Below are 17,889 nucleotides of genomic sequence, written 5' to 3'. Positions count from 1 at the left end.
CGAATTTTACCGTGCAGCCGCGCTGACGCTGTCGATAGCCTCTCGCACTTCGGTAATGAAGCGCGTCAGGGCGCCGACAGCCGCCGAGGGCGCGGCCTGCTCCAGCAATTGCACGATACGGCTGCCGATCACGACGGCGTCCGCCACTTCAGCCACCGCGCGCGCCGTTTGGGCGTCCCGGATGCCGAAGCCGACGCCCACCGGCAGGGGTACGTGCGACTTGATGGCCGCGATTTTACCTTCGATGGTGGAAACGTCCAGATGCCCGGCGCCGGTCACGCCCTTCAACGACACGTAATAGACGTAGCCGCTTGCGATCTGGCCGACTTCGGCGATGCGCTCGTCGGTGGAAGTGGGTGCGATCAGGAAGATCGGATCGATACCCGAAGATTTCATCTTTTCGGCGAAATTAGCCGATTCTTCCGGAGGATAGTCGACGATCAGCACACCATCCACACCGGCTTCCTTCGCTGCGGCAGCAAACGTATCCACGCCCATGCGCTCCACCGGATTGGCATAGCCCATCAGAACGACCGGCGTGGTGCCGTTCTTTTCGCGAAAGCGCTTCACGTCGGCCAGCACGTGACGCAGCGTCACGCCCTTGGCGAGCGCGCGTTCCGACGACTGCTGGATCACCGGGCCATCGGCCATCGGGTCCGAAAACGGCACGCCGAGTTCAATCACGTCAGCGCCGCCTGCGGCGAGCGCGTGCATGAATTCCACGGTGCGGTTCGGATCAGGGTCACCGGCCGTGATAAACGGAATCAGCCCTTTGCGGCGCTGCGCGGTCAGTGCATCGAACGTCTTCTGGATACGGGACATGGAATTTTTCTCTGGAAAAGGGTTACGGCGCACTTCGCGAGTGGCGGCGCCCGGCTTCTTCAGACAGGCGACCGAACTGGTCGGCCCGCCCGCTTCTGCCGGCGCTCAGGCTCACGGTTCGGACTCCGCTTCGGTGGCCCGCGCAGCGTTTGCTGCGCCTTCGCTGTCGGCAGCGCGGTTCTCAGCAGCCGCCACAGCCGCAGTCACGCCGCGAACGGTTGCAGGCGTTGCCACGCTTACGCGCTCGCGCGCAATCGCGCAGTAACTTTCGTTGATTTCATAGCCGACGAACTCGCGGCCGTGGCGCGCGCAGGCCACGGCCGTCGTGCCGCTGCCCATGAACGGGTCCAGCACGCGGCCGCCGGGCGGGCAGCTGGCAAGCACCATGCGCTCGACAATTTCCAGAGGCTTCTGGGTGGGATGGTCCACGCGCTCGGCGTGCTGCCGATGCAGACGTGAAACCGACCAGACATCCTTTGGATTGTAGCCAAGCTCCAGCCACTTGCTGCCCTCGAACAGCTTGCGCGAGCGGGCCTTCTTGGTCGCGGCGTCGTAGGGAATGCGAACGGGATCGAGATCGAAGTAATAGTCCCGCGAAACCGCGAAATAACCGATGTTGTCGTGTACCGACGTGAAGCGGCGCGTCGTTCCGCCCATGCTCGGCACGCGCCGGTCCCAGATGATCTCGTTGACCATCGTGAGCTTCGTCTTCAGAAAGCAGAAGATTTCGGGCGCGTACTGCCACGTGCAGAAGATGTACAGCGAGCCCGTGGGCTTGAGCTTGGGCACGGCAAGCTCGAGCCACTGGCGCGTCCAGATGAGAAATTCCTCGCCGGAACGCATGTCGGAGTCGTTGCCGTAGTCTTTGCCGAGGCCGTAAGGCGGGTCGGCCACGATCAGGTCGATCGAGGCGTCCGGCAACGCCGCCGCTTCGGTCAGAAAATCGCGGTTCAGGAGACGAATGCCCGAAGGCACCTTACCGGCAGGTGCAGCCGCCACGTCCGCCCCGCCGCCTGCCGCCGAAGCGGAGGCCAGCACGGCATCATGCGGCGGCAAGCCGGCCGTGCCCGCCTGATCAGCAGGCGCGGCCGGCTCGAACTCCGGTTGCGGCGCTTCGAACTCGTCGCGCATCGCGGCGGCGCTCAGAACTTGATGCCCGATCGCTCAGCGACCGTGTGCATGTCCTTGTCGCCGCGGCCCGACAGGTTGACCAGCAGGATCTTGTCCTTCGGCAACGTCGGCGCCAGCTTGGCAGCGTAGGCCAGCGCATGGCTCGATTCGAGCGCCGGAATGATGCCCTCGATGCGGCAGCAGTCGTGGAAAGCCTTGAGCGCTTCTTCGTCCGTGATCGGCACGTATTGCGCGCGGCCGCTGTCCTTGAGCCATGCGTGCTCGGGACCCACGCCCGGATAGTCGAGACCCGCCGAGATCGAATGCGTCTCGATGATCTGGCCGTTCTCGTCCTGCAGCAGGTACGTGCGGTTGCCGTGCAGCACGCCGGGCGAGCCGCCCATCAGAGAAGCCGCGTGGCGGCCGGTTTCGATGCCGTCGCCGGCCGCTTCCACGCCGATCAGTTGCACGGTGTTGTCGTCGATGTACGGATAGAAAATGCCCATCGCGTTCGACCCGCCGCCCACACACGCGATCACCGTGTCCGGCTGCCGGCCCGTCATCTCGGGCATCTGCACCTTGCATTCGTCGCCGATCACGCGCTGGAAGTCGCGCACCATCATCGGATACGGATGCGGGCCCGCCACCGTGCCGATGATGTAGAACGTGTTCTCCACGTTCGTCACCCAGTCGCGCATGGCTTCGTTGAGCGCGTCCTTCAGCGTGCGCGAACCAGACTCCACGGGCACCACGGTCGCACCGAGCAGCTTCATGCGATAGACGTTGGCAGCCTGCCGGTGCACGTCTTCGGAGCCCATGTAGACCACGCACTCCATGCCGAAGCGCGCCGCGATGGTGGCCGTGGCCACGCCGTGCTGGCCGGCACCGGTTTCGGCGATCACGCGCGGTTTGCCCATGCGTCGCGCGAGCAGCGCCTGGCCGATCACGTTGTTCACCTTGTGGGCGCCGGTATGGTTCAGGTCCTCGCGCTTGAGGTACACCTGCGCGCCGCCGAGCAGTTCGCTCCAGCGCTGGGCGTGATAAATGGGAGACGGACGTCCGACGAAGTGCTTCAGTTCGCGGCGGTATTCGGCCACGAAGTCGGGGTCGTCCTTGTATTTCGCGTAGGCTTCGCGCAGCTCGGAAAGTGCGTGAATCAGCGTTTCGGCGACGAACACGCCGCCATATTGGCCGAAATGGCCTCGTTCATCGGGCAAGTTGTACATGAGTCACTCTGAAGTGAGGAGTGCGGCAGCCGGCGCTCGTTGGGCCGGACGGTGCCTCACCACCTGAAATCATCCCGCGTCCGCTTCGCGCACCGCGCGTACGAACGCCGCCATTCGGACGTGGTCTTTCACGCCCTTTGCGCCCGGCACTTCGATGCCACTGGAGACATCGACGGCATACGGACGCACCTGGCGGATCGCCTCACCGACGTTTTGCGCGTTCAACCCACCACTCAAAACGGCCCGACGCGCGAGCTCTGCTGGGATAAGTGACCAATCGAAAACCTTCCCGCCGCCACCGTAGCCCTCGACGAGCGCGTCGAACAGCAAACCGTTGGCTGATGAATAGTTAAGCGCCAATTTTAGCAAATCGGCCTGACGAGTATCGGCCGCGACCCGCAGAGCCCGCAACCAGGGCAAACCGGCAACGCCGGCCAGCGTCTCGCATTGCTCAGGCGTTTCGTCGCCGTGGAATTGCAGCAGGGTGAGCGGCACGTTGCTCGCCACCTCGCCGATCCATTCGGGCGTGGCATTGACGAAGAGCCCAACCACCGAGAGAAACGGCGGCACGTCGCGCATCATCTCCACCGCCTGCGCGATGCTGACGTAACGCGGGCTCTTCGGATAGAACACGAGGCCGATGGCGTCCGCGCCCAGTTCGACGGCCTGCTCCACATCTTCTGGCTTCGAGAGGCCGCACAGCTTCACCCGCGTGCGATGTCGCGGGGCGTGCTGGTCCTGGGGCTCGCGGCCTTCGGCGGAGGGGGCGGCTGGGTTCGTCATGATTGGTGACTCGTCTGCTGGTCGGGTTGAGCGTGAGACGCGAGAGCGGCAGGCGCCTCGTCGTGCGCCCACACGGCGCTCCAGGGCACGCTGCCGGTGTGCGCGCCGGGCACCTCGAATTGCTCGGGATAGCCCACACGCGCCAGATAAAGCCCTTCCGGCATGAACGTGGGCGCGGCGCGGTTGCGGTCGCGGCTATCGAGAACCTGGGCGAGCCACGCCACAGGATAACGTCCGCGTCCCACCGCGACGAGGCACCCCATCAGGTTGCGCACCATGTGATGCAGAAACGCGTTCGCGCGAAAGCGAAAGTGGATGAAGTCGCCCTGGGGACGAATGTCGATCTGATACAGATGCTTCACCGGCGTCTTCGCCTGGCACTCCGAAGACCGGAACGCCGAAAAATCGTGCTCGCCGATCAGGCACGCAGCGGCCTCGCGCATCGCATCGACGTCGAGCGGCGTATGGATCCATCCGGCCCGGCCCGCGAACATCGGCGAACGCACGGGGTGCACGTACAGCACGTAATAGTAGGTGCGCTCGAAGGCCGAAAAGCGCGCGTGAAATGCCTCTGGCATAGGCTTGGCCCACTGCACGGCGACCGTCGACGGCAAGAACGCGTTCGTGCCGCGCACCCACGAAAACGACGCGCGATCCAGCTCCGTATCGAAGTGCACGACCTGACCCAGGCCGTGGACGCCCGTATCCGTGCGTCCTGCCACCACGGTCTGCAACGGCGTCTGCGCGAACTCGCGCAAGGCGCGTTCGAGTTCGTCCTGCACCGTCCGTCCGTGCGGCTGCGATTGCCAGCCGCAAAACGCGGCGCCGTCGTACTGGATTCCCAGGGCAATGCGCATACGGCGAGCGTCAGGACAACGGTGCGAGGGTGGACAGCAACGCGCGCGCTTCGTCCCGCGTGCCGGCGTCGTTCGATTCGATCACCTCGTTGATGAGCGTACGTGCGCCCGAGAGGTCGCCCAGCTGGATGTACTCCGACGCAAGCTCCAGCTTGTTGCGCGCGATCTTCGCCAGTTGCTCCGGCGTGAAAGCGGGCAGCGGCTGCGCGGGGCTGGGCGGCAGTTCGAGGTCGAAATCGAGCTTCAGCGCACCGAATCGTGCCGCGCCGAGGCCGGCCACCGCCGCAGCGCCGGCCGTGCCTGCGGCGATTTCGCTCGCCACCGTTGCCGGAGCCGACACCGCTTCCGGAACGGCCTGCTGCGCCGTTGCCTCCGGCGACGCGACCGGCTGCAGCGAGAGCGATTCTGGTGCTGCGCCAGCGGGCGCGGACGGTTCCGCCGCCGGCATGGCGCCCGCGTTGGCGCCCCGAGTCAGCGCCTCGGCCAAACCTGCGTATGCGATTGGACGTGAAACGGGCGGCGGCACGAAAGGCGCAGCGGCCGGTTCTCCAACCGATGGCTGTTCGACGCGAGGCGGCAACGGCATATCGAGACTGCCCAGTGCCGCGACGGCTTCGTGCGGGAACTCGGATGTGGGGTGCGTGGTTTGAGTGGGCGCTTCGGGTTCGACTGACGCAGCGGGGATGCCCTCGGCTCGTGCGGCTGACGGCTCCTCGTGAAGCTCGGCTGCGGCGCTCTGATCCTGCTGCGATTCCGTCTGAATCAGGCTTGCGTCTTCGGGCTGCGCAAAGGGTGGGAGGCCGTCCGTCGCGCCATGCCGGGGTTCCAGATCCCGCAGCGGCAGCGCCTCGGCGCCCAGTTCGGCGGCAGCGGCCAGGCTGGCGGCGCGGGTCGCGTCGTCGGCCGTTTCGGGTTCGAATGCGTGGGACTGTGCAGCCGGTCCGCTCTCGCCCTCCGGCTCGTACGGCGCATGCTCGGGCGTCCCGACGGGCTCGAAATGCGTCGGCGGCAACGCGTCGGCGCCCAGTTCCGCGGCGGCGGCGAGGCTGGCCGCTCCCGTTACGTGGTCGAACGTCTCCGGGCCGTCAGGGCCGGTTCCCTGCGCTTCGGGCCCGGCGGCGGGTTCCTGCGATGCGGCAGGATCGAACGCGGCTTCGTGCGGGTGGGCTGTTACGTCTTCGTCGTGAGTGTCCCGGCTTTCGGCATGATCGCCATGCTCGCTCGCGGAAGACAGCGCCGAATCCGACGACGCCCCGCCCGGCATGAGCGTTGGCACGAGTTCCGGAACAATGTCGTCGCGCGCGGCTGCCGCAGCTTCCTCGTTCTGCCGGGCCATGTGCGCGGCGGCGTCGGCTGCGAGAAGGCCTGCGCCCGTCGCTGCTGTCTGCCGCGCCCGAGCCCGGTCGCCATCGTGCGGTTGCGGCGTGTCTTGCGCCGAAGCTGAAGTCGACGGCGCGCCTTCGGCGGCGCCCGCCGTGCTTGCCTTACGCTTGCGCCGGGTAACGGCAAAACCGACGATCAATGCCACCACAGCGGCGCCCAGACCGGCTGCCACGGCAGGCTCGACAGGCGGCAACTGGAACTGTCCGCCACCGGCCCGCGATCCCGTTGCTGGCGCCGATATAGCCGGCGCACTGCTGGAGGGCGCTTTCGCCGCCCCCTGCGACGCCCCACCGACTGGCGCTTGCGCCGTCGCACCCGACGCGGCTGCACCCGTGCTCGGTGCAGCGGACTTCCCGGCCCCGATGCCATGCTTCTGCAACTCCATCAGCACGCGATTCTTCAGCGCGAGCAATTGCTGGAGGCTGGAAAGCGGCACGCGAGGCTGCGAAGCCGGTTGCGCCGCAGCCGAAGTGGCCGGCTGAGCGGGCGTTGCGCTCGACGCGGAAGGAGTACTAGCCGGCGCGGCGCCCGCCGGTTCACTTGCCGGGGGCTGGATGGCACCGCTCCAGACGTGTGTGCCGCTCGCAGTGGCGGCCGGCAGGGCCTGGCTCGGCGTGGCCGCAGCGGACGTTGCAGGCGTGGACGAAGCAGAAGGGGAAGCCGAAGTCGTTGCGGGCACCGATGTCCCAGCCGCTGCGGTATTGGCGCTAGCAGCAGCGGCACTACCGCCCGTCGCTACGGCGGCCGATGCGGTTGCGGCCACCGCACTCGCCGACGCGGCCGTGCCCGCCATGGTGGCGTGCGGCAATGCATTGGGCGCTTGTCCTTGCGCATGGGACGCAGACGACGAAGCTGCCGCCGCGCTCGCCGCAGTCACCGTCGCCGCGGAAGCGGCCGGTGCAGCGGACGCCGCCACGCCACTGGCGGCCGGCGCGCCCGTCGCATCGAGCGTCGGCACATTGAGCACGGCGCCCAACTTCAGCCGGTTCGAATCGTGGCCCATGAACGCGCCCGGATTCGCGTCGAACAGGGCGCGTGTCGCACGGGCAAGCGTGGCGCGATCGTGCGATTGCGTGACGTCGATCGCCACGTCGTTGAGCGACTGCCCAGGGCGTACGGTGTACTGACTGGCGGTGCCGGCACCGGCCGCGCTCGCGACATTCGCGGTGCTGGGCGCGCTAGCGGCGGCGTTTGCGGCACCGGAAGCTCCAGCGGTCGCAGCAGGCGCGGCTTGCGAGAGGCCAGGCGCCAGGAACGCCACGGCGATTGCCGCAGCAAGGCTGCGCAACGGGCCGTAAGCCTTCCGGGACCGAACCGCACGAGCGGGTTCAACGGAATCGAATCGAACGATCATTGGAATCGTTTGCGCGTCGTCGCGCGGATTGTGTTGGGGATGGAGACAGGATTCGCGGCGCACAATAAAAAAGCGCCGCGACTGGCGCGACGCTTCTTGAAAGTTGGCTACGCGTCGTAAGCGCGTAGTTTACTTTACTTGTCGAGCAGGATGCGAAGCATGCGGCGCAGCGGTTCGGCCGCCCCCCACAGCAACTGGTCGCCCACCGTGAACGCCGACAGGTATTCGCCGCCCATCGCGAGCTTACGCAGGCGGCCCACCGGCACCGTCAGCGTGCCCGTCACCACCGCGGGCGACAGGTCGCGCATCGACGCTTCACGCTCGTTCGGCACCACCTTCACCCAGTCGTTGCCGGAAGCGAGGATGCTGTTGACCTCGTCGAGCGGCACGTCCTTACGCAGCTTGATGGTGAGCGCCTGCGAGTGGCAGCGCATGGCGCCGATGCGCACGCACAGTCCGTCCACGGGAATGGAGCCCGGCTGGCCCATGGCCGGCTTGCCCAGAATCTTGTTGGTCTCGGCGCCGCCCTTCCATTCTTCGCGCGACATGCCGTTGCCGAGGTCCTTGTCGATCCACGGAATCAGCGAGCCTGCGAGCGGCACGCCGAAGTGGTCCACCGGCATGCGGTCGCTGTTCATGGCAGCCAGCACACGGCGGTCGATATCGAGAATGGCCGACGACGGGTTCGCCAGATCTTCCTTCGCCGCGCCGTACAGCGTGCCCATTTGCTGGAGCAGCTCGCGCATGTTCTGCGCGCCCGCGCCGGAGGCCGCCTGGTACGTCATCGCGGTCATCCAGTCCACGAGGTTCTCGCGGAACAGGCCGCCCAACGCCATCAGCATGAGGCTCACCGTGCAGTTGCCGCCGATGAAGTTCTTCTGGCCCTTGACGAGCGCGTCTTTGATGACGTCGAGGTTGACCGGGTCGAGGATGATGACCGCATCGTCCTTCATGCGCAGCGACGAAGCCGCGTCGATCCAGTAGCCGTTCCAGCCCGCGGCGCGCAGCTTCGGGAACACGTCGTTCGTGTAGTCGCCGCCCTGGCAGGTGATGATGATGTCGCACTTCTTGAGGTCGTCGATGCTCGACGCGTCTTTGAGCTTCGTCTCGTTTTTCGCGAACGACGGCGCGTCGCCGCCTGCGTTGCTGGTGCTGAAAAACACCGGTTCGATGAGGTCGAAATCACGCTCTTCCTGCATGCGTTGCATGAGGACGCTGCCGACCATTCCGCGCCAACCTACGAGACCTACGTTCATGACTTACCCTTGAAATGGACACTTCCCCGCTATCTTGCCCGGCGTGACCGCGCGGGGAAGACGGGCGGGCACGACGGACGATCAGCGCTTCGTGATCGTTTTCGGGGTAATCGTTTTGATGGTGGTGATGGAGAACGACATGGCGAACGAAACTGCACGGGCCGTTTTGCCGTGGAGCTTCGAAATCGAAATGATCTGGGGGATCGTCGCCATCGCAACAGTCTACACGAAAACCAGAAAATTCAAGCGGATACGGTCCACTTTGCCGCACTTAAAACAAGTTGTGGCACCGATAGACACGGGCGCACAAGACGGGGCCAAAGCGGCCCCACCTTGCGAGCAACGTTGCCTTCGCGGCGCCGTCGGATTAAAGCGCCGCCAGCACAGCGTCACCCATCGCCGCCGTGCCGACCTGGGTGCAACCCGGCGTGACGATATCTGCCGTGCGATAACCCTGCTCCAGCACCTTCTTGACCGCGCTTTCGATACGGTCAGCCTGCTCCGCGCGATTCAGCGAGTAGCGCAGCATCATGGCGGCCGAAAGAATCGTGGCGAGCGGATTGGCCACGCCCTTGCCGGCGATGTCAGGTGCCGAGCCGTGCGACGGTTCGTACAACCCCTTGTTCTTCGCATCGAGCGACGCCGAAGGCAGCATGCCGATGGAGCCCGTCAGCATGGCGGCTTCGTCCGAGAGAATGTCGCCGAACATGTTGCCGGTGACGATCACGTCGAACGCCTTCGGACCCTTCACGAGCTGCATGGCCGCGTTGTCCACGTACATGTGCGAAAGCTCCACGTCCGGATATTCCTTCGCGACGTCGATCATCACGTCCTTCCACAGCTGCGAGGTCTCCAGCACGTTCGCCTTGTCGACCGACGTAAGCTTTTTCGCCCGCTTTTGCGCCGCCTGGAACGCGACGTGCGCGATGCGGCGCACTTCGGGTTCCGAATAACGCATCGTGTCGAAGCCTTCGCGCGCGCCGGCAAACGGACCGTCCGGCGCCTCGCGCACGCCGCGCGGCGAGCCGAAGTAAATGTCGCCGTTGAGTTCACGCACGATCAGGATGTCGAGGCCCGAGACGATTTCCGGCTTCAGCGACGACGCGCCCGTCAACTGCGGATAGCAGATGGCCGGACGGAAGTTGGCAAACAGCTGCAAATGCTTGCGCAGCCCGAGAATGGCCTGCTCGGGGCGCAGCGCGCGCTCCAGCGAGTCGTACTTCCAGTCACCCACCGCGCCGAACAGGATCGCATCGGCTTGCTTCGCCAGCGCGAGCGTCGAGTCGGGCAGCGGGTGGCCCTTGGCCTCGTAGCCCGCGCCGCCCACGGGCGCTTCTTCCAGTTCGAACTTTTCGCCAAGGGCGTTCAGTACCTTGACGGCTTCCTTGACGATCTCGGGGCCAATGCCGTCGCCGGGCAACACTGCGATCTTCATCCGATGTTTCCTTGCTGTTCTCTGTTTTGACTCTTGCGCTTCGGCGGCTGGTCTCAGCCGACGATCCGATGATTCAGCCACGGCTGCTTCGCAAGACGCTCCGCTTCGAACTGGCGAATCTCGTCCGAGTGGCGCAGCGTAAGACCGATGTCGTCGAAGCCGTTCAGCAGACAGTACTTGCGGAACGCGGCCACTTCGAACGGATATTCGCGGGCATCCGGCGTGCGCACGATCTGCTTGTCCAGATCGACGGTGAGCTGGTAGCCGTTGAACGCATACGTGTCGTTGAACAGATGATCGACCTGCTGCTCGGTCAGCACGATGGGCAGCAGACCGTTCTTGAAGCAGTTGTTGTAGAAGATGTCCGCGAAGCTGGGCGCGATGATGGCGCGAAAGCCGTACTGCTGAAGCGCCCACGGCGCGTGTTCGCGCGAGCTGCCGCAGCCGAAGTTCTTGCGCGCGAGCAGGATGGACGCGCCCTGGTAGCGCGGCTGGTTCAGCACGAAGTCCGGGTTCAGCGGACGCTTCGAGTTGTCCTGGCCCGGCTCGCCGTGATCCAGGTAGCGCCATTCGTCGAACGCGTTCGGACCGAACCCCGTGCGCTTGATCGACTTGAGAAACTGCTTCGGGATGATCGCGTCCGTATCCACGTTCTCGCGATCGAGCGGCGCCACGACGCCGGTGTGCACAACGAATTTATCCATGATCCGTCACCCTGAATGAGTCGAGGGTTTTAACCCAGCTTGCGAATGTCGACGAAGTGCCCTTCGATCGCGGCGGCAGCAGCCATCGCGGGGCTCACGAGGTGCGTGCGTCCGCCCGCGCCCTGACGGCCTTCGAAGTTGCGATTCGAGGTGGACGCGCAACGCTCGCCCGGCTCCAGCCGGTCCGCGTTCATCGCGAGACACATCGAGCAGCCCGGCTCGCGCCATTCGAAGCCGGCATCGGTGAACACCTTGTCGAGACCTTCGCGCTCGGCCTGCGCCTTCACGAGACCCGAGCCCGGCACGACCATCGCGAGCCGGATGTTCGGCGCCACGCGGCGACCCAGCTTCTTCACCACGTACGCCGCAGCGCGCAGGTCTTCGATGCGCGCGTTCGTGCACGAGCCGATGAAAATCTTGTCCGGCTTGATCGCATCGATGGGCGTATTGGGTTCGAGCGCCATGTACTGCAGCGCGCGCTCCATGGCGTCGCGCTTCACCGGATCTTTTTCGCGCTCGGGGTCCGGCACGCGGCTGTCGATGGACGTCACCATTTCCGGCGACGTGCCCCACGTAACCTGCGGCACGATTTCGGCAGCGCCCAGCTCGACCACGCGGTCGAACTGCGCGCCTTCGTCCGAGCGGAAATTGCGCCAGTACGCCACGGCCTGATCCCACTCGACGCCTTGCGGCGAAAACGGACGGTCCTTCAGATATTCGATCGTGGTGTCGTCCACGGCGACCATGCCGGCGCGTGCGCCCGCTTCGATCGCCATGTTGCAGACCGTCATACGGCCTTCCATGCTGAGCGAACGGATGGTGGACCCGCCGAACTCGATCGCGTAGCCGGTGCCGCCGGCCGTGCCGATCTTGCCGATGATCGCGAGCACGATGTCTTTCGCGGTGCAGCCGCGCGGCAGCGGGCCTTCCACCTTCACGAGCATGTTCTTGCTCTTCTTTTGCAGGAGCGTTTGCGTGGCGAGCACGTGCTCCACTTCCGACGTGCCGATGCCGTGCGCCAGCGCGCCGAACGCGCCGTGCGTGGACGTGTGCGAGTCGCCGCAGACGATCGTCATGCCCGGCAGCGTCGCGCCCTGCTCGGGACCGACGATGTGCACGATGCCCTGGCGCTTGTCCGTCATCTTGAATTGCGTGATGCCGAAGGCGTCGCAATTGCTGTCGAGCGTGTCGACCTGGAGCTTCGAGACCGGATCTGCGATGCCGTGGCTGCGGTCCGTGGTGGGCACGTTGTGGTCCGAGACGGCCAGGTTGGCGCTGATGCGCCAAACCGGACGGGTAGCGATCTTGAGACCTTCGAACGCCTGCGGACTCGTCACTTCGTGCAGCAGGTGACGGTCGATGTAGAGGAGCGTCGTGCCGTCTTCTTCCGTGCGGACGACATGGGAGTCCCACAATTTGTCGTAGAGAGTCTTGGCCATGATATGCGGGGGAAAAGTGACTGCGGGCAATGCGATACGTGTCGAGCGATTATGCCACGCAGTCACCCGCGCTGCCGGCTTGGCGCAGAAAAAACCGATAAAAAACAGTGAGTTGGCTGGTAGTTTCAATACCTGTATCGATGTTACCCGGAACGCTGAAGGTCCGCGTTCAGTCCGCTGCGTCGCCGGGCGAGCCGGGTTCGTCGGGACGGTACTGGAACAGATCGCCGGGCTGGCATTTCAGGATTTCGCAGATGCGCTCCAGCGTATCGAAGCGGATGCCCTTCACCTTGCCCGATTTCAGCAGCGACAGATTGGGTTCCGGAATGCCGATCAACTGGGCCAACTCGCGAGACTTCATCTTGCGTTCCGCAAGCAGCACGTCGAGTCTTACAACGATAGTCATGGCGCCTCAGACAAAGCTTTGGTTTTCTTCCGCGATGCGGGTGGCTTCCACCAACGTCCACGCAACGAACACTGACCCATCCCGCCCGGGCCGAGGAGACCCGTCCCTCCGAAAACTACTGGTACGTCGGAGGCGACCTGGGCATGAGCTGCGAGAAGCTCACGACCAACCGGGCGGGCTGGTCGGGCAAGTCGTCCGGCAACGCCGCGCGCGGCAGCTATCAGTTCTCGCGCTATTTCGCGGTGGAAGGGGGGTGTCCAGTCTCGGGCAAGTCGAAGCGACCTCGGGCGGCCGGAAGGACAAGTTCACACTAGGCGCGGTGTCGGCCAACCGGGTCGGCTATCTGCCGGTGACCGATCGCTTCTCGGTTCTCGACATCATCGGCGCAGGCTGGGAAGTGGGCCGGCGACGCGGCGACGTGGAGTCGCGCAACGCGTCGGCGGGTTTTCTCAATGCGGGGTTGGGCGCCGCCTACGACGTTTCGCCGAACTGGCGCGTGCGCGTGCAGTACGTGAACTACAGCAAGCTGAGCTGGAAGGGCAGCGATGAAGCGTCCGTCAGGAGCGACATGATCACCACCGGCGTGGACTATCGCTTCCGCTGATCGAATGCGGGCATGCCGGGCATGGGGCGCCTTTTGAAGGCGCGCTGCACTGCATCGGCATGTCCGCGACTGACTGCCCTGGTGCCGCTAGATATGCGAGACACCGTCCGGCCACTGGTCGAATACGAGCGCTACAGAACGCATGCGAATTGCCGGCTCGGCAAGCCCCTGCTGTGGGCCCGCAGTGCCACCTCGTGCCATGCGCCCAAATGAAAACGCCCCGAGGGCGCAAACCCATCGAGGCGTCTATTGGAGGCTCCTGCTGGAGCACGGTGTGTTCAGTGCGTGCGATGCGACTTGCTACGCCTCGCACGCCAGCGCTATCAACGCTGCGCGATCGGCTTCGCCTCACGCGGCGTGTCGCCGATGAACAGCTGGCGCGGACGGCCGATCTTCTGCTCAGGGTCGGCGATCATTTCGTTCCACTGCGCAATCCAGCCCACCGTGCGTGCCATCGCGAAGATGCAGGTGAACATCGAGGTCGGAATGCCCAGCGCGCGCTGCACGATGCCCGAGTAGAAGTCCACGTTCGGGTACAGCTTGCGCGACACGAAGTATTCGTCTTCCAGCGCGATCTTTTCCAGCTGCATCGCGAGCTTGAAAAGCGGATCGTCGTGCAGGCCCAGTTCTTCCAGCACTTCGTGGCACGTCTCGCGCATCAGCTTCGCGCGCGGGTCGTAGTTCTTGTAGACGCGGTGGCCAAAGCCCATCAGCTTCACGCCCGAGTTCTTGTCCTTCACCTGGCGGATGAATTCGGGAATGTTGTCCGGCGAGCCGATCTCTTCGAGCATGTTGAGCGCCGCTTCGTTGGCGCCGCCGTGTGCCGGGCCCCACAGACAGGCGATACCGGCCGCGATACACGCAAACGGGTTCGCGCCCGACGAACCGGCCAGACGCACCGTCGAGGTCGAGGCGTTCTGCTCGTGGTCCGCGTGCAGGATCAGGATGCGGTCGAGCGCGCGCACCAGCACGTCGTTGACCTTGTACTCCTCGCACGGGTTCGAGAACATCATGCGCATGAAGTTGGCGCTGTACGACAGTTCGTTGCGCGGATACACGAACGGCTGGCCGATGCTGTACTTGTAGGCCATCGCGACGAGCGTGGGCAGTTTCGCGATCATGCGGATCGCCGACACTTCGCGGTGATGCGGGTTATTGATGTCGAGCGAGTCGTGGTAGAAGGCCGAGAGTGCGCCCACCGCAGCCACGAGAATCGACATCGGGTGCGCGTCGCGACGGAAGCCACGGAAGAAGAACTGCATCTGCTCGTGGACCATCGTGTGGTTCGTGACGGTCTTCACGAACTCGTCCTTCTGGGCCTGGTTGGGCAGTTCGCCCTTCAGCAGCAGGTAGCAGGTTTCGAGGAAGTCGGCGTTTTGCGCGAGGTTGTCGATCGGGTAGCCGCGGTACAGCAGTTCGCCCTTGTCCCCGTCGATGTACGTGATCGCCGAATTGCATGCCGCCGTCGACATGAAGCCCGGGTCGTACGTGAACTTGCCGGTCTGACCGTACAGTTTGCGGATGTCGATTACGTCCGGGCCCATCGTGCCCTTGTAAATCGGCATTTCGACGCTCGGCGAGTTATCGCTGAACGATAGCGTGGCTTTAACATCTGACGGGGTCATAGCTCATCCTCAATCGAAGTGTAGAAACTGGATTTCGATATATGTTGCACGCCTGGAGCAAGCCCGTGAGGCCCGGCTCGCCTGCGGTTCAGACCGCGCGCAGCCGCTCCAGCACCCGTTTAACGTCCGGGTCGGCAAGGTCGCCTTCCGGTTCCTTGCGTGCAAGCAGCAAGTCCATCAGGTCGTTATCGCTCAGCTCGAAAAGGCGCGTGAGCGCGCCGACATCGGCATCGCTGAGGTCATGCTCGTAGCGGCCGAAAAAGCGCTCGAAAATCAGGTCGTTTTCGAGCAGGCCGCGCCGCGCGCGCCAGCGAAGGCGCGCGCGGCGAAGAGGATCGGACTGGTGAGAAGGTCCTTCCATCACGACGTGTCCTGTCAAACGGTGCGGCGAACCATCAGTTCCTTGATCTTGCCGATCGCCTTCGTCGGGTTCAGCCCCTTCGGGCAAACGTCGACGCAGTTCATGATCGTGTGGCAACGGAACAGACGGTACGGATCTTCGAGGTTGTCGAGGCGCTCGCCGGTCGCCTCGTCGCGGCTGTCCGCGATGAAGCGATAGGCTTGCAGCAGCCCGGCCGGACCCACGAACTTGTCGGGGTTCCACCAGAAGCTCGGGCACGACGTGGAGCAGCTCGCGCACAGAATGCACTCATACAGGCCGTCCAGCTCGTCACGCTCTTCCGGCGACTGCAGACGCTCTTTCTCGGGCGGCGGCGTGTCGTTGATGAGGTACGGCTTGATCGAGTGGTACTGGTTGAAGAACTGCGTGAAGTCGCAGATCAGGTCGCGCACCACGGGCAGGCCCGGCAGCGGACGCAGCACGATCTTCTGCGGCAGGTCGTTCAGGTTCGTGAGGCACGCCAGACCGTTCTTGCCGTTGATGTTCATGGCGTCCGACCCGCACACGCCTTCACGGCACGAGCGGCGGAACGACAGCGTCTCGTCCAGCGCCTTCAGTTTCACCAGCGCGTCGAGCAGCATGCGCTCGTGCTCGATTTCGAGCTCGTACGTCTGCATGCGCGGGGCGGCGTCCTTGTCCGGATCGTAGCGGTAGACTTCAAAAATTCGTTTGGCCATTTCCGATTCCTTTTGATCTGGCTTTGGCTTAGAACGTACGCGCCTTCGGCGGTACCGACTCGACGCTAAGCGGGTTCATGTGAACCGGCTTGTATTCGAGGCGGTCGCCTTCGCTGTACCACAGCGAGTGGCGCAGCCAGTTCTCGTCGTCGCGATGCTCGTAGTCGCTGTGCGCGTGCGCGCCGCGGCTTTCCTTGCGGGCTTCAGCGGACACCATCGTCGCGCGTGCCACTTCGATCAGGTTCGCAAGTTCCAGCGCTTCGATGCGCGCCGTGTTGAACACCTTCGACTTGTCCTTGAGATGCACGTGCTCCACGCGCTTCGCGAGTTCGGCCACTTCGCCTACGCCTTCCGAGAGCAGCGCCGAAGTCCGGAACACGCCGGCATGCTTCTGCATGGTCGAGCGGATGTCGTTGGCGATGGCTTGCGTGTATTCGCCGGAGCTGGACTTTTCGAGCTTGTCGAGACGCGCGAGCGAGAAATCGGCAGCATCGGCCGGCAGCGGCTTGTGCTCCTTGATTTCCTTCACGTGCTTCACGATGTGGTTGCCCGCTGCGCGGCCAAACACCACGAGGTCGAGCAGCGAGTTCGTGCCCAGCCGGTTCGCGCCGTGCACCGAGACGCACGAGCATTCGCCCACGGCGTAGAAGCCGTTGATCGGGTCTTCGTGGCCCTTCTGCGTGCCCACCACCTGACCGTGGATGTTCGTCGGAATGCCGCCCATCTGGTAGTGAATGGTCGGCACAACGGGGATGGGTTCCTTGATGCAGTCGACGTTCGCGAACTTCAGCGCGATTTCGCGGATCGACGGCAGACGCTTCATGATCGTCTCGGCGCCGATGTGCGAGAGGTCGAGCAGCACGTGGTCCTTGTTCGGACCCACGCCGCGGCCTTCCTTGATTTCCTGGTCCATCGAGCGCGACACAAAGTCGCGCGGCGCCAGATCCTTCAGCGTGGGCGCGTAGCGCTCCATGAAGCGCTCGCCGTTCGCATTACGCAGAATGCCGCCTTCGCCGCGCACGCCTTCGGTAATCAGCACGCCCGCACCGGCCACGCCGGTGGGGTGGAACTGCCAGAACTCCATGTCTTCGAGCGGAATGCCCGAACGCGCCGCCATGCCAAGGCCGTCGCCGGTGTTGATGAACGCGTTGGTGGACGCCGCGAAGATGCGGCCCGCGCCACCCGTGGCGAACAGCGTGCACTTGCCTTCGAGAATGTAGACGTCGCCCGTTTCCATTTCGAGCGCCGTCACGCCGAGCACGTCGCCGTCCGCGTCGCGGATCAGGTCGAGCGCCATCCATTCGACGAAGAACTGCGTCTTCGCTGCGACGTTCTGCTGGTACAGCGTATGCAGCAGCGCGTGGCCGGTACGGTCGGCAGCCGCGCAGGCGCGCTGCACCGGCTTTTCACCGTAGTTCGCGGTGTGGCCGCCGAACGGACGCTGGTAGATCGTGCCGTCCGCGTTACGGTCGAACGGCATGCCGAAGTGTTCAAGTTCGTAGACGGCGTTCGGTGCTTCACGGCACATGAACTCGATGGCGTCCTGGTCGCCCAGCCAGTCGGAGCCCTTGATGGTGTCGTAGAAGTGGTAGTGCCAGTTGTCTTCGCTCATGTTGCCGAGCGAGGCACCAATGCCGCCTTGCGCCGCGACCGTGTGCGAACGCGTGGGGAACACCTTCGAGAGCACACAGACCGAGAGGCCGGCACGTGCGAGTTGCAGCGATGCGCGCATCCCCGAGCCGCCTGCGCCGACGATCACCACGTCGAAGCGGCGACGCGGCAGAGAACTTTTGATTGCAGCCATTCTT

The 17,889-nt window shown here is 64.6% G+C and carries 16 protein-coding genes; 1 reads left to right on the top strand and 15 read right to left on the bottom strand.

Annotated elements, in window-relative coordinates; translation table 11 throughout:
- Positions 1 to 6: 6 nt before the first annotated feature.
- The 11 genes from trpA to P2869_RS18210 form a co-directional block, all read right to left on the bottom strand.
- Positions 7 to 822, bottom strand: coding sequence for a tryptophan synthase subunit alpha (gene trpA, locus P2869_RS18260; protein ID WP_017773260.1), 816 nt, complete (start codon positions 820 to 822; stop codon positions 7 to 9).
- A gap of 111 nt (positions 823 to 933) precedes the next feature.
- The gene (locus P2869_RS18255) at positions 934 to 1,953 is read right to left on the bottom strand and encodes a site-specific DNA-methyltransferase (protein WP_277599080.1); all 1,020 of its coding nucleotides are present in this window, start codon (positions 1,951 to 1,953) and stop codon (positions 934 to 936) included.
- 11 nt (positions 1,954 to 1,964) lie between these two features.
- Positions 1,965 to 3,158 carry a tryptophan synthase subunit beta gene (trpB, locus tag P2869_RS18250; protein WP_199544816.1) on the bottom strand — a complete coding sequence of 398 codons (1,194 nt, stop codon included), beginning with the start codon at positions 3,156 to 3,158 and terminating at the stop codon, positions 1,965 to 1,967.
- A 69-nt stretch (positions 3,159 to 3,227) separates the two neighbouring features.
- Positions 3,228 to 3,941, bottom strand: a complete 714-nt coding sequence (locus P2869_RS18245) for a phosphoribosylanthranilate isomerase (protein ID WP_277599079.1) — start codon at positions 3,939 to 3,941, stop codon at positions 3,228 to 3,230.
- Positions 3,938 to 4,798 (bottom strand): tRNA pseudouridine(38-40) synthase TruA, encoded by an 861-nt coding sequence (truA, locus tag P2869_RS18240; protein ID WP_277599078.1) that lies wholly within the window; start codon positions 4,796 to 4,798, stop codon positions 3,938 to 3,940. Before truA ends, P2869_RS18245 begins: the two co-directional genes overlap by 4 nt.
- 10 nt (positions 4,799 to 4,808) lie before the next feature.
- Positions 4,809 to 7,469 carry a FimV/HubP family polar landmark protein gene (locus tag P2869_RS18235; RefSeq protein ID WP_277599077.1) on the bottom strand — a complete coding sequence of 887 codons (2,661 nt, stop codon included), beginning with the start codon at positions 7,467 to 7,469 and terminating at the stop codon, positions 4,809 to 4,811.
- A gap of 200 nt (positions 7,470 to 7,669) precedes the next feature.
- Positions 7,670 to 8,791 carry an aspartate-semialdehyde dehydrogenase gene (gene asd, locus P2869_RS18230; RefSeq protein WP_114812819.1) on the bottom strand — a complete coding sequence of 374 codons (1,122 nt, stop codon included), beginning with the start codon at positions 8,789 to 8,791 and terminating at the stop codon, positions 7,670 to 7,672.
- Positions 8,792 to 9,158: 367 nt separating this feature from the next.
- Complete coding sequence (gene leuB, locus P2869_RS18225) at positions 9,159 to 10,226, bottom strand: 3-isopropylmalate dehydrogenase (protein WP_126879300.1); 1,068 nt, start codon at positions 10,224 to 10,226, stop codon at positions 9,159 to 9,161.
- A 53-nt stretch (positions 10,227 to 10,279) separates the two neighbouring features.
- Positions 10,280 to 10,930 carry a 3-isopropylmalate dehydratase small subunit gene (gene leuD / locus P2869_RS18220; RefSeq protein ID WP_017773250.1) on the bottom strand — a complete coding sequence of 217 codons (651 nt, stop codon included), beginning with the start codon at positions 10,928 to 10,930 and terminating at the stop codon, positions 10,280 to 10,282.
- 29 nt (positions 10,931 to 10,959) lie between these two features.
- The gene (gene leuC / locus P2869_RS18215; RefSeq protein ID WP_277599076.1) at positions 10,960 to 12,369 is read right to left on the bottom strand and encodes a 3-isopropylmalate dehydratase large subunit; all 1,410 of its coding nucleotides are present in this window, start codon (positions 12,367 to 12,369) and stop codon (positions 10,960 to 10,962) included.
- A gap of 169 nt (positions 12,370 to 12,538) precedes the next feature.
- Positions 12,539 to 12,775, bottom strand: coding sequence for a helix-turn-helix transcriptional regulator (locus P2869_RS18210; RefSeq protein WP_199544827.1), 237 nt, complete (start codon positions 12,773 to 12,775; stop codon positions 12,539 to 12,541).
- Between the two features lie 253 nt (positions 12,776 to 13,028).
- On the opposite strand from P2869_RS18210, the gene P2869_RS18205 reads away from it, so the two are divergent.
- On the top strand, positions 13,029 to 13,379 hold the full coding sequence (locus P2869_RS18205) for an outer membrane beta-barrel protein (RefSeq protein ID WP_277599075.1): 351 nt from the start codon (positions 13,029 to 13,031) through the stop codon (positions 13,377 to 13,379).
- Positions 13,380 to 13,702: 323 nt separating this feature from the next.
- Here the strand turns inward: P2869_RS18205 and gltA are convergent, their stop codons facing one another.
- From gltA to sdhA, 4 genes are all read right to left on the bottom strand, one after another.
- On the bottom strand, positions 13,703 to 15,004 hold the full coding sequence (gene gltA / locus P2869_RS18200) for a citrate synthase (protein WP_126879302.1): 1,302 nt from the start codon (positions 15,002 to 15,004) through the stop codon (positions 13,703 to 13,705).
- 88 nt (positions 15,005 to 15,092) lie between these two features.
- On the bottom strand, positions 15,093 to 15,365 hold the full coding sequence (locus tag P2869_RS18195) for a succinate dehydrogenase assembly factor 2 (protein WP_017773245.1): 273 nt from the start codon (positions 15,363 to 15,365) through the stop codon (positions 15,093 to 15,095).
- A 14-nt stretch (positions 15,366 to 15,379) separates the two neighbouring features.
- Positions 15,380 to 16,081 carry a succinate dehydrogenase iron-sulfur subunit gene (locus tag P2869_RS18190; RefSeq protein ID WP_017773244.1) on the bottom strand — a complete coding sequence of 234 codons (702 nt, stop codon included), beginning with the start codon at positions 16,079 to 16,081 and terminating at the stop codon, positions 15,380 to 15,382.
- 28 nt (positions 16,082 to 16,109) lie between these two features.
- Entirely contained in the window at positions 16,110 to 17,885 is a 1,776-nt protein-coding gene (sdhA, locus tag P2869_RS18185) for a succinate dehydrogenase flavoprotein subunit (protein ID WP_017773243.1), read from the bottom strand.
- Positions 17,886 to 17,889: the final 4 nt, after the last annotated feature.

Source organism: Paraburkholderia sp. SUR17, assembly GCF_029536165.1.
Lineage (GTDB): Bacteria > Pseudomonadota > Gammaproteobacteria > Burkholderiales > Burkholderiaceae > Paraburkholderia > Paraburkholderia kururiensis.
This window is presented reverse-complemented; position numbering and strand designations above follow the sequence as displayed.

What these genes read in the sequence shown, in the direction of transcription:
- P2869_RS18190 (WP_017773244.1), bottom strand. Translation starts at nt 16,081, where the DNA reads ATGGCCAAACGAATTTTTGAAGTCTACCGCTACGATCCGGACAAGGAC.
- gltA (WP_126879302.1), bottom strand. Translation starts at nt 15,004, where the DNA reads ATGACCCCGTCAGATGTTAAAGCCACGCTATCGTTCAGCGATAACTCG.
- leuC (WP_277599076.1), bottom strand. Translation starts at nt 12,369, where the DNA reads ATGGCCAAGACTCTCTACGACAAATTGTGGGACTCCCATGTCGTCCGC.
- leuD (WP_017773250.1), bottom strand. Translation starts at nt 10,930, where the DNA reads ATGGATAAATTCGTTGTGCACACCGGCGTCGTGGCGCCGCTCGATCGC.
- trpB (WP_199544816.1), bottom strand. Translation starts at nt 3,158, where the DNA reads ATGTACAACTTGCCCGATGAACGAGGCCATTTCGGCCAATATGGCGGC.
- P2869_RS18195 (WP_017773245.1), bottom strand. Translation starts at nt 15,365, where the DNA reads ATGGAAGGACCTTCTCACCAGTCCGATCCTCTTCGCCGCGCGCGCCTT.
- truA (WP_277599078.1), bottom strand. Translation starts at nt 4,798, where the DNA reads ATGCGCATTGCCCTGGGAATCCAGTACGACGGCGCCGCGTTTTGCGGC.
- sdhA (WP_017773243.1), bottom strand. Translation starts at nt 17,885, where the DNA reads ATGGCTGCAATCAAAAGTTCTCTGCCGCGTCGCCGCTTCGACGTGGTG.
- P2869_RS18245 (WP_277599079.1), bottom strand. Translation starts at nt 3,941, where the DNA reads ATGACGAACCCAGCCGCCCCCTCCGCCGAAGGCCGCGAGCCCCAGGAC.
- P2869_RS18255 (WP_277599080.1), bottom strand. Translation starts at nt 1,953, where the DNA reads ATGCGCGACGAGTTCGAAGCGCCGCAACCGGAGTTCGAGCCGGCCGCG.
- leuB (WP_126879300.1), bottom strand. Translation starts at nt 10,226, where the DNA reads ATGAAGATCGCAGTGTTGCCCGGCGACGGCATTGGCCCCGAGATCGTC.
- P2869_RS18210 (WP_199544827.1), bottom strand. Translation starts at nt 12,775, where the DNA reads ATGACTATCGTTGTAAGACTCGACGTGCTGCTTGCGGAACGCAAGATG.
- trpA (WP_017773260.1), bottom strand. Translation starts at nt 822, where the DNA reads ATGTCCCGTATCCAGAAGACGTTCGATGCACTGACCGCGCAGCGCCGC.
- asd (WP_114812819.1), bottom strand. Translation starts at nt 8,791, where the DNA reads ATGAACGTAGGTCTCGTAGGTTGGCGCGGAATGGTCGGCAGCGTCCTC.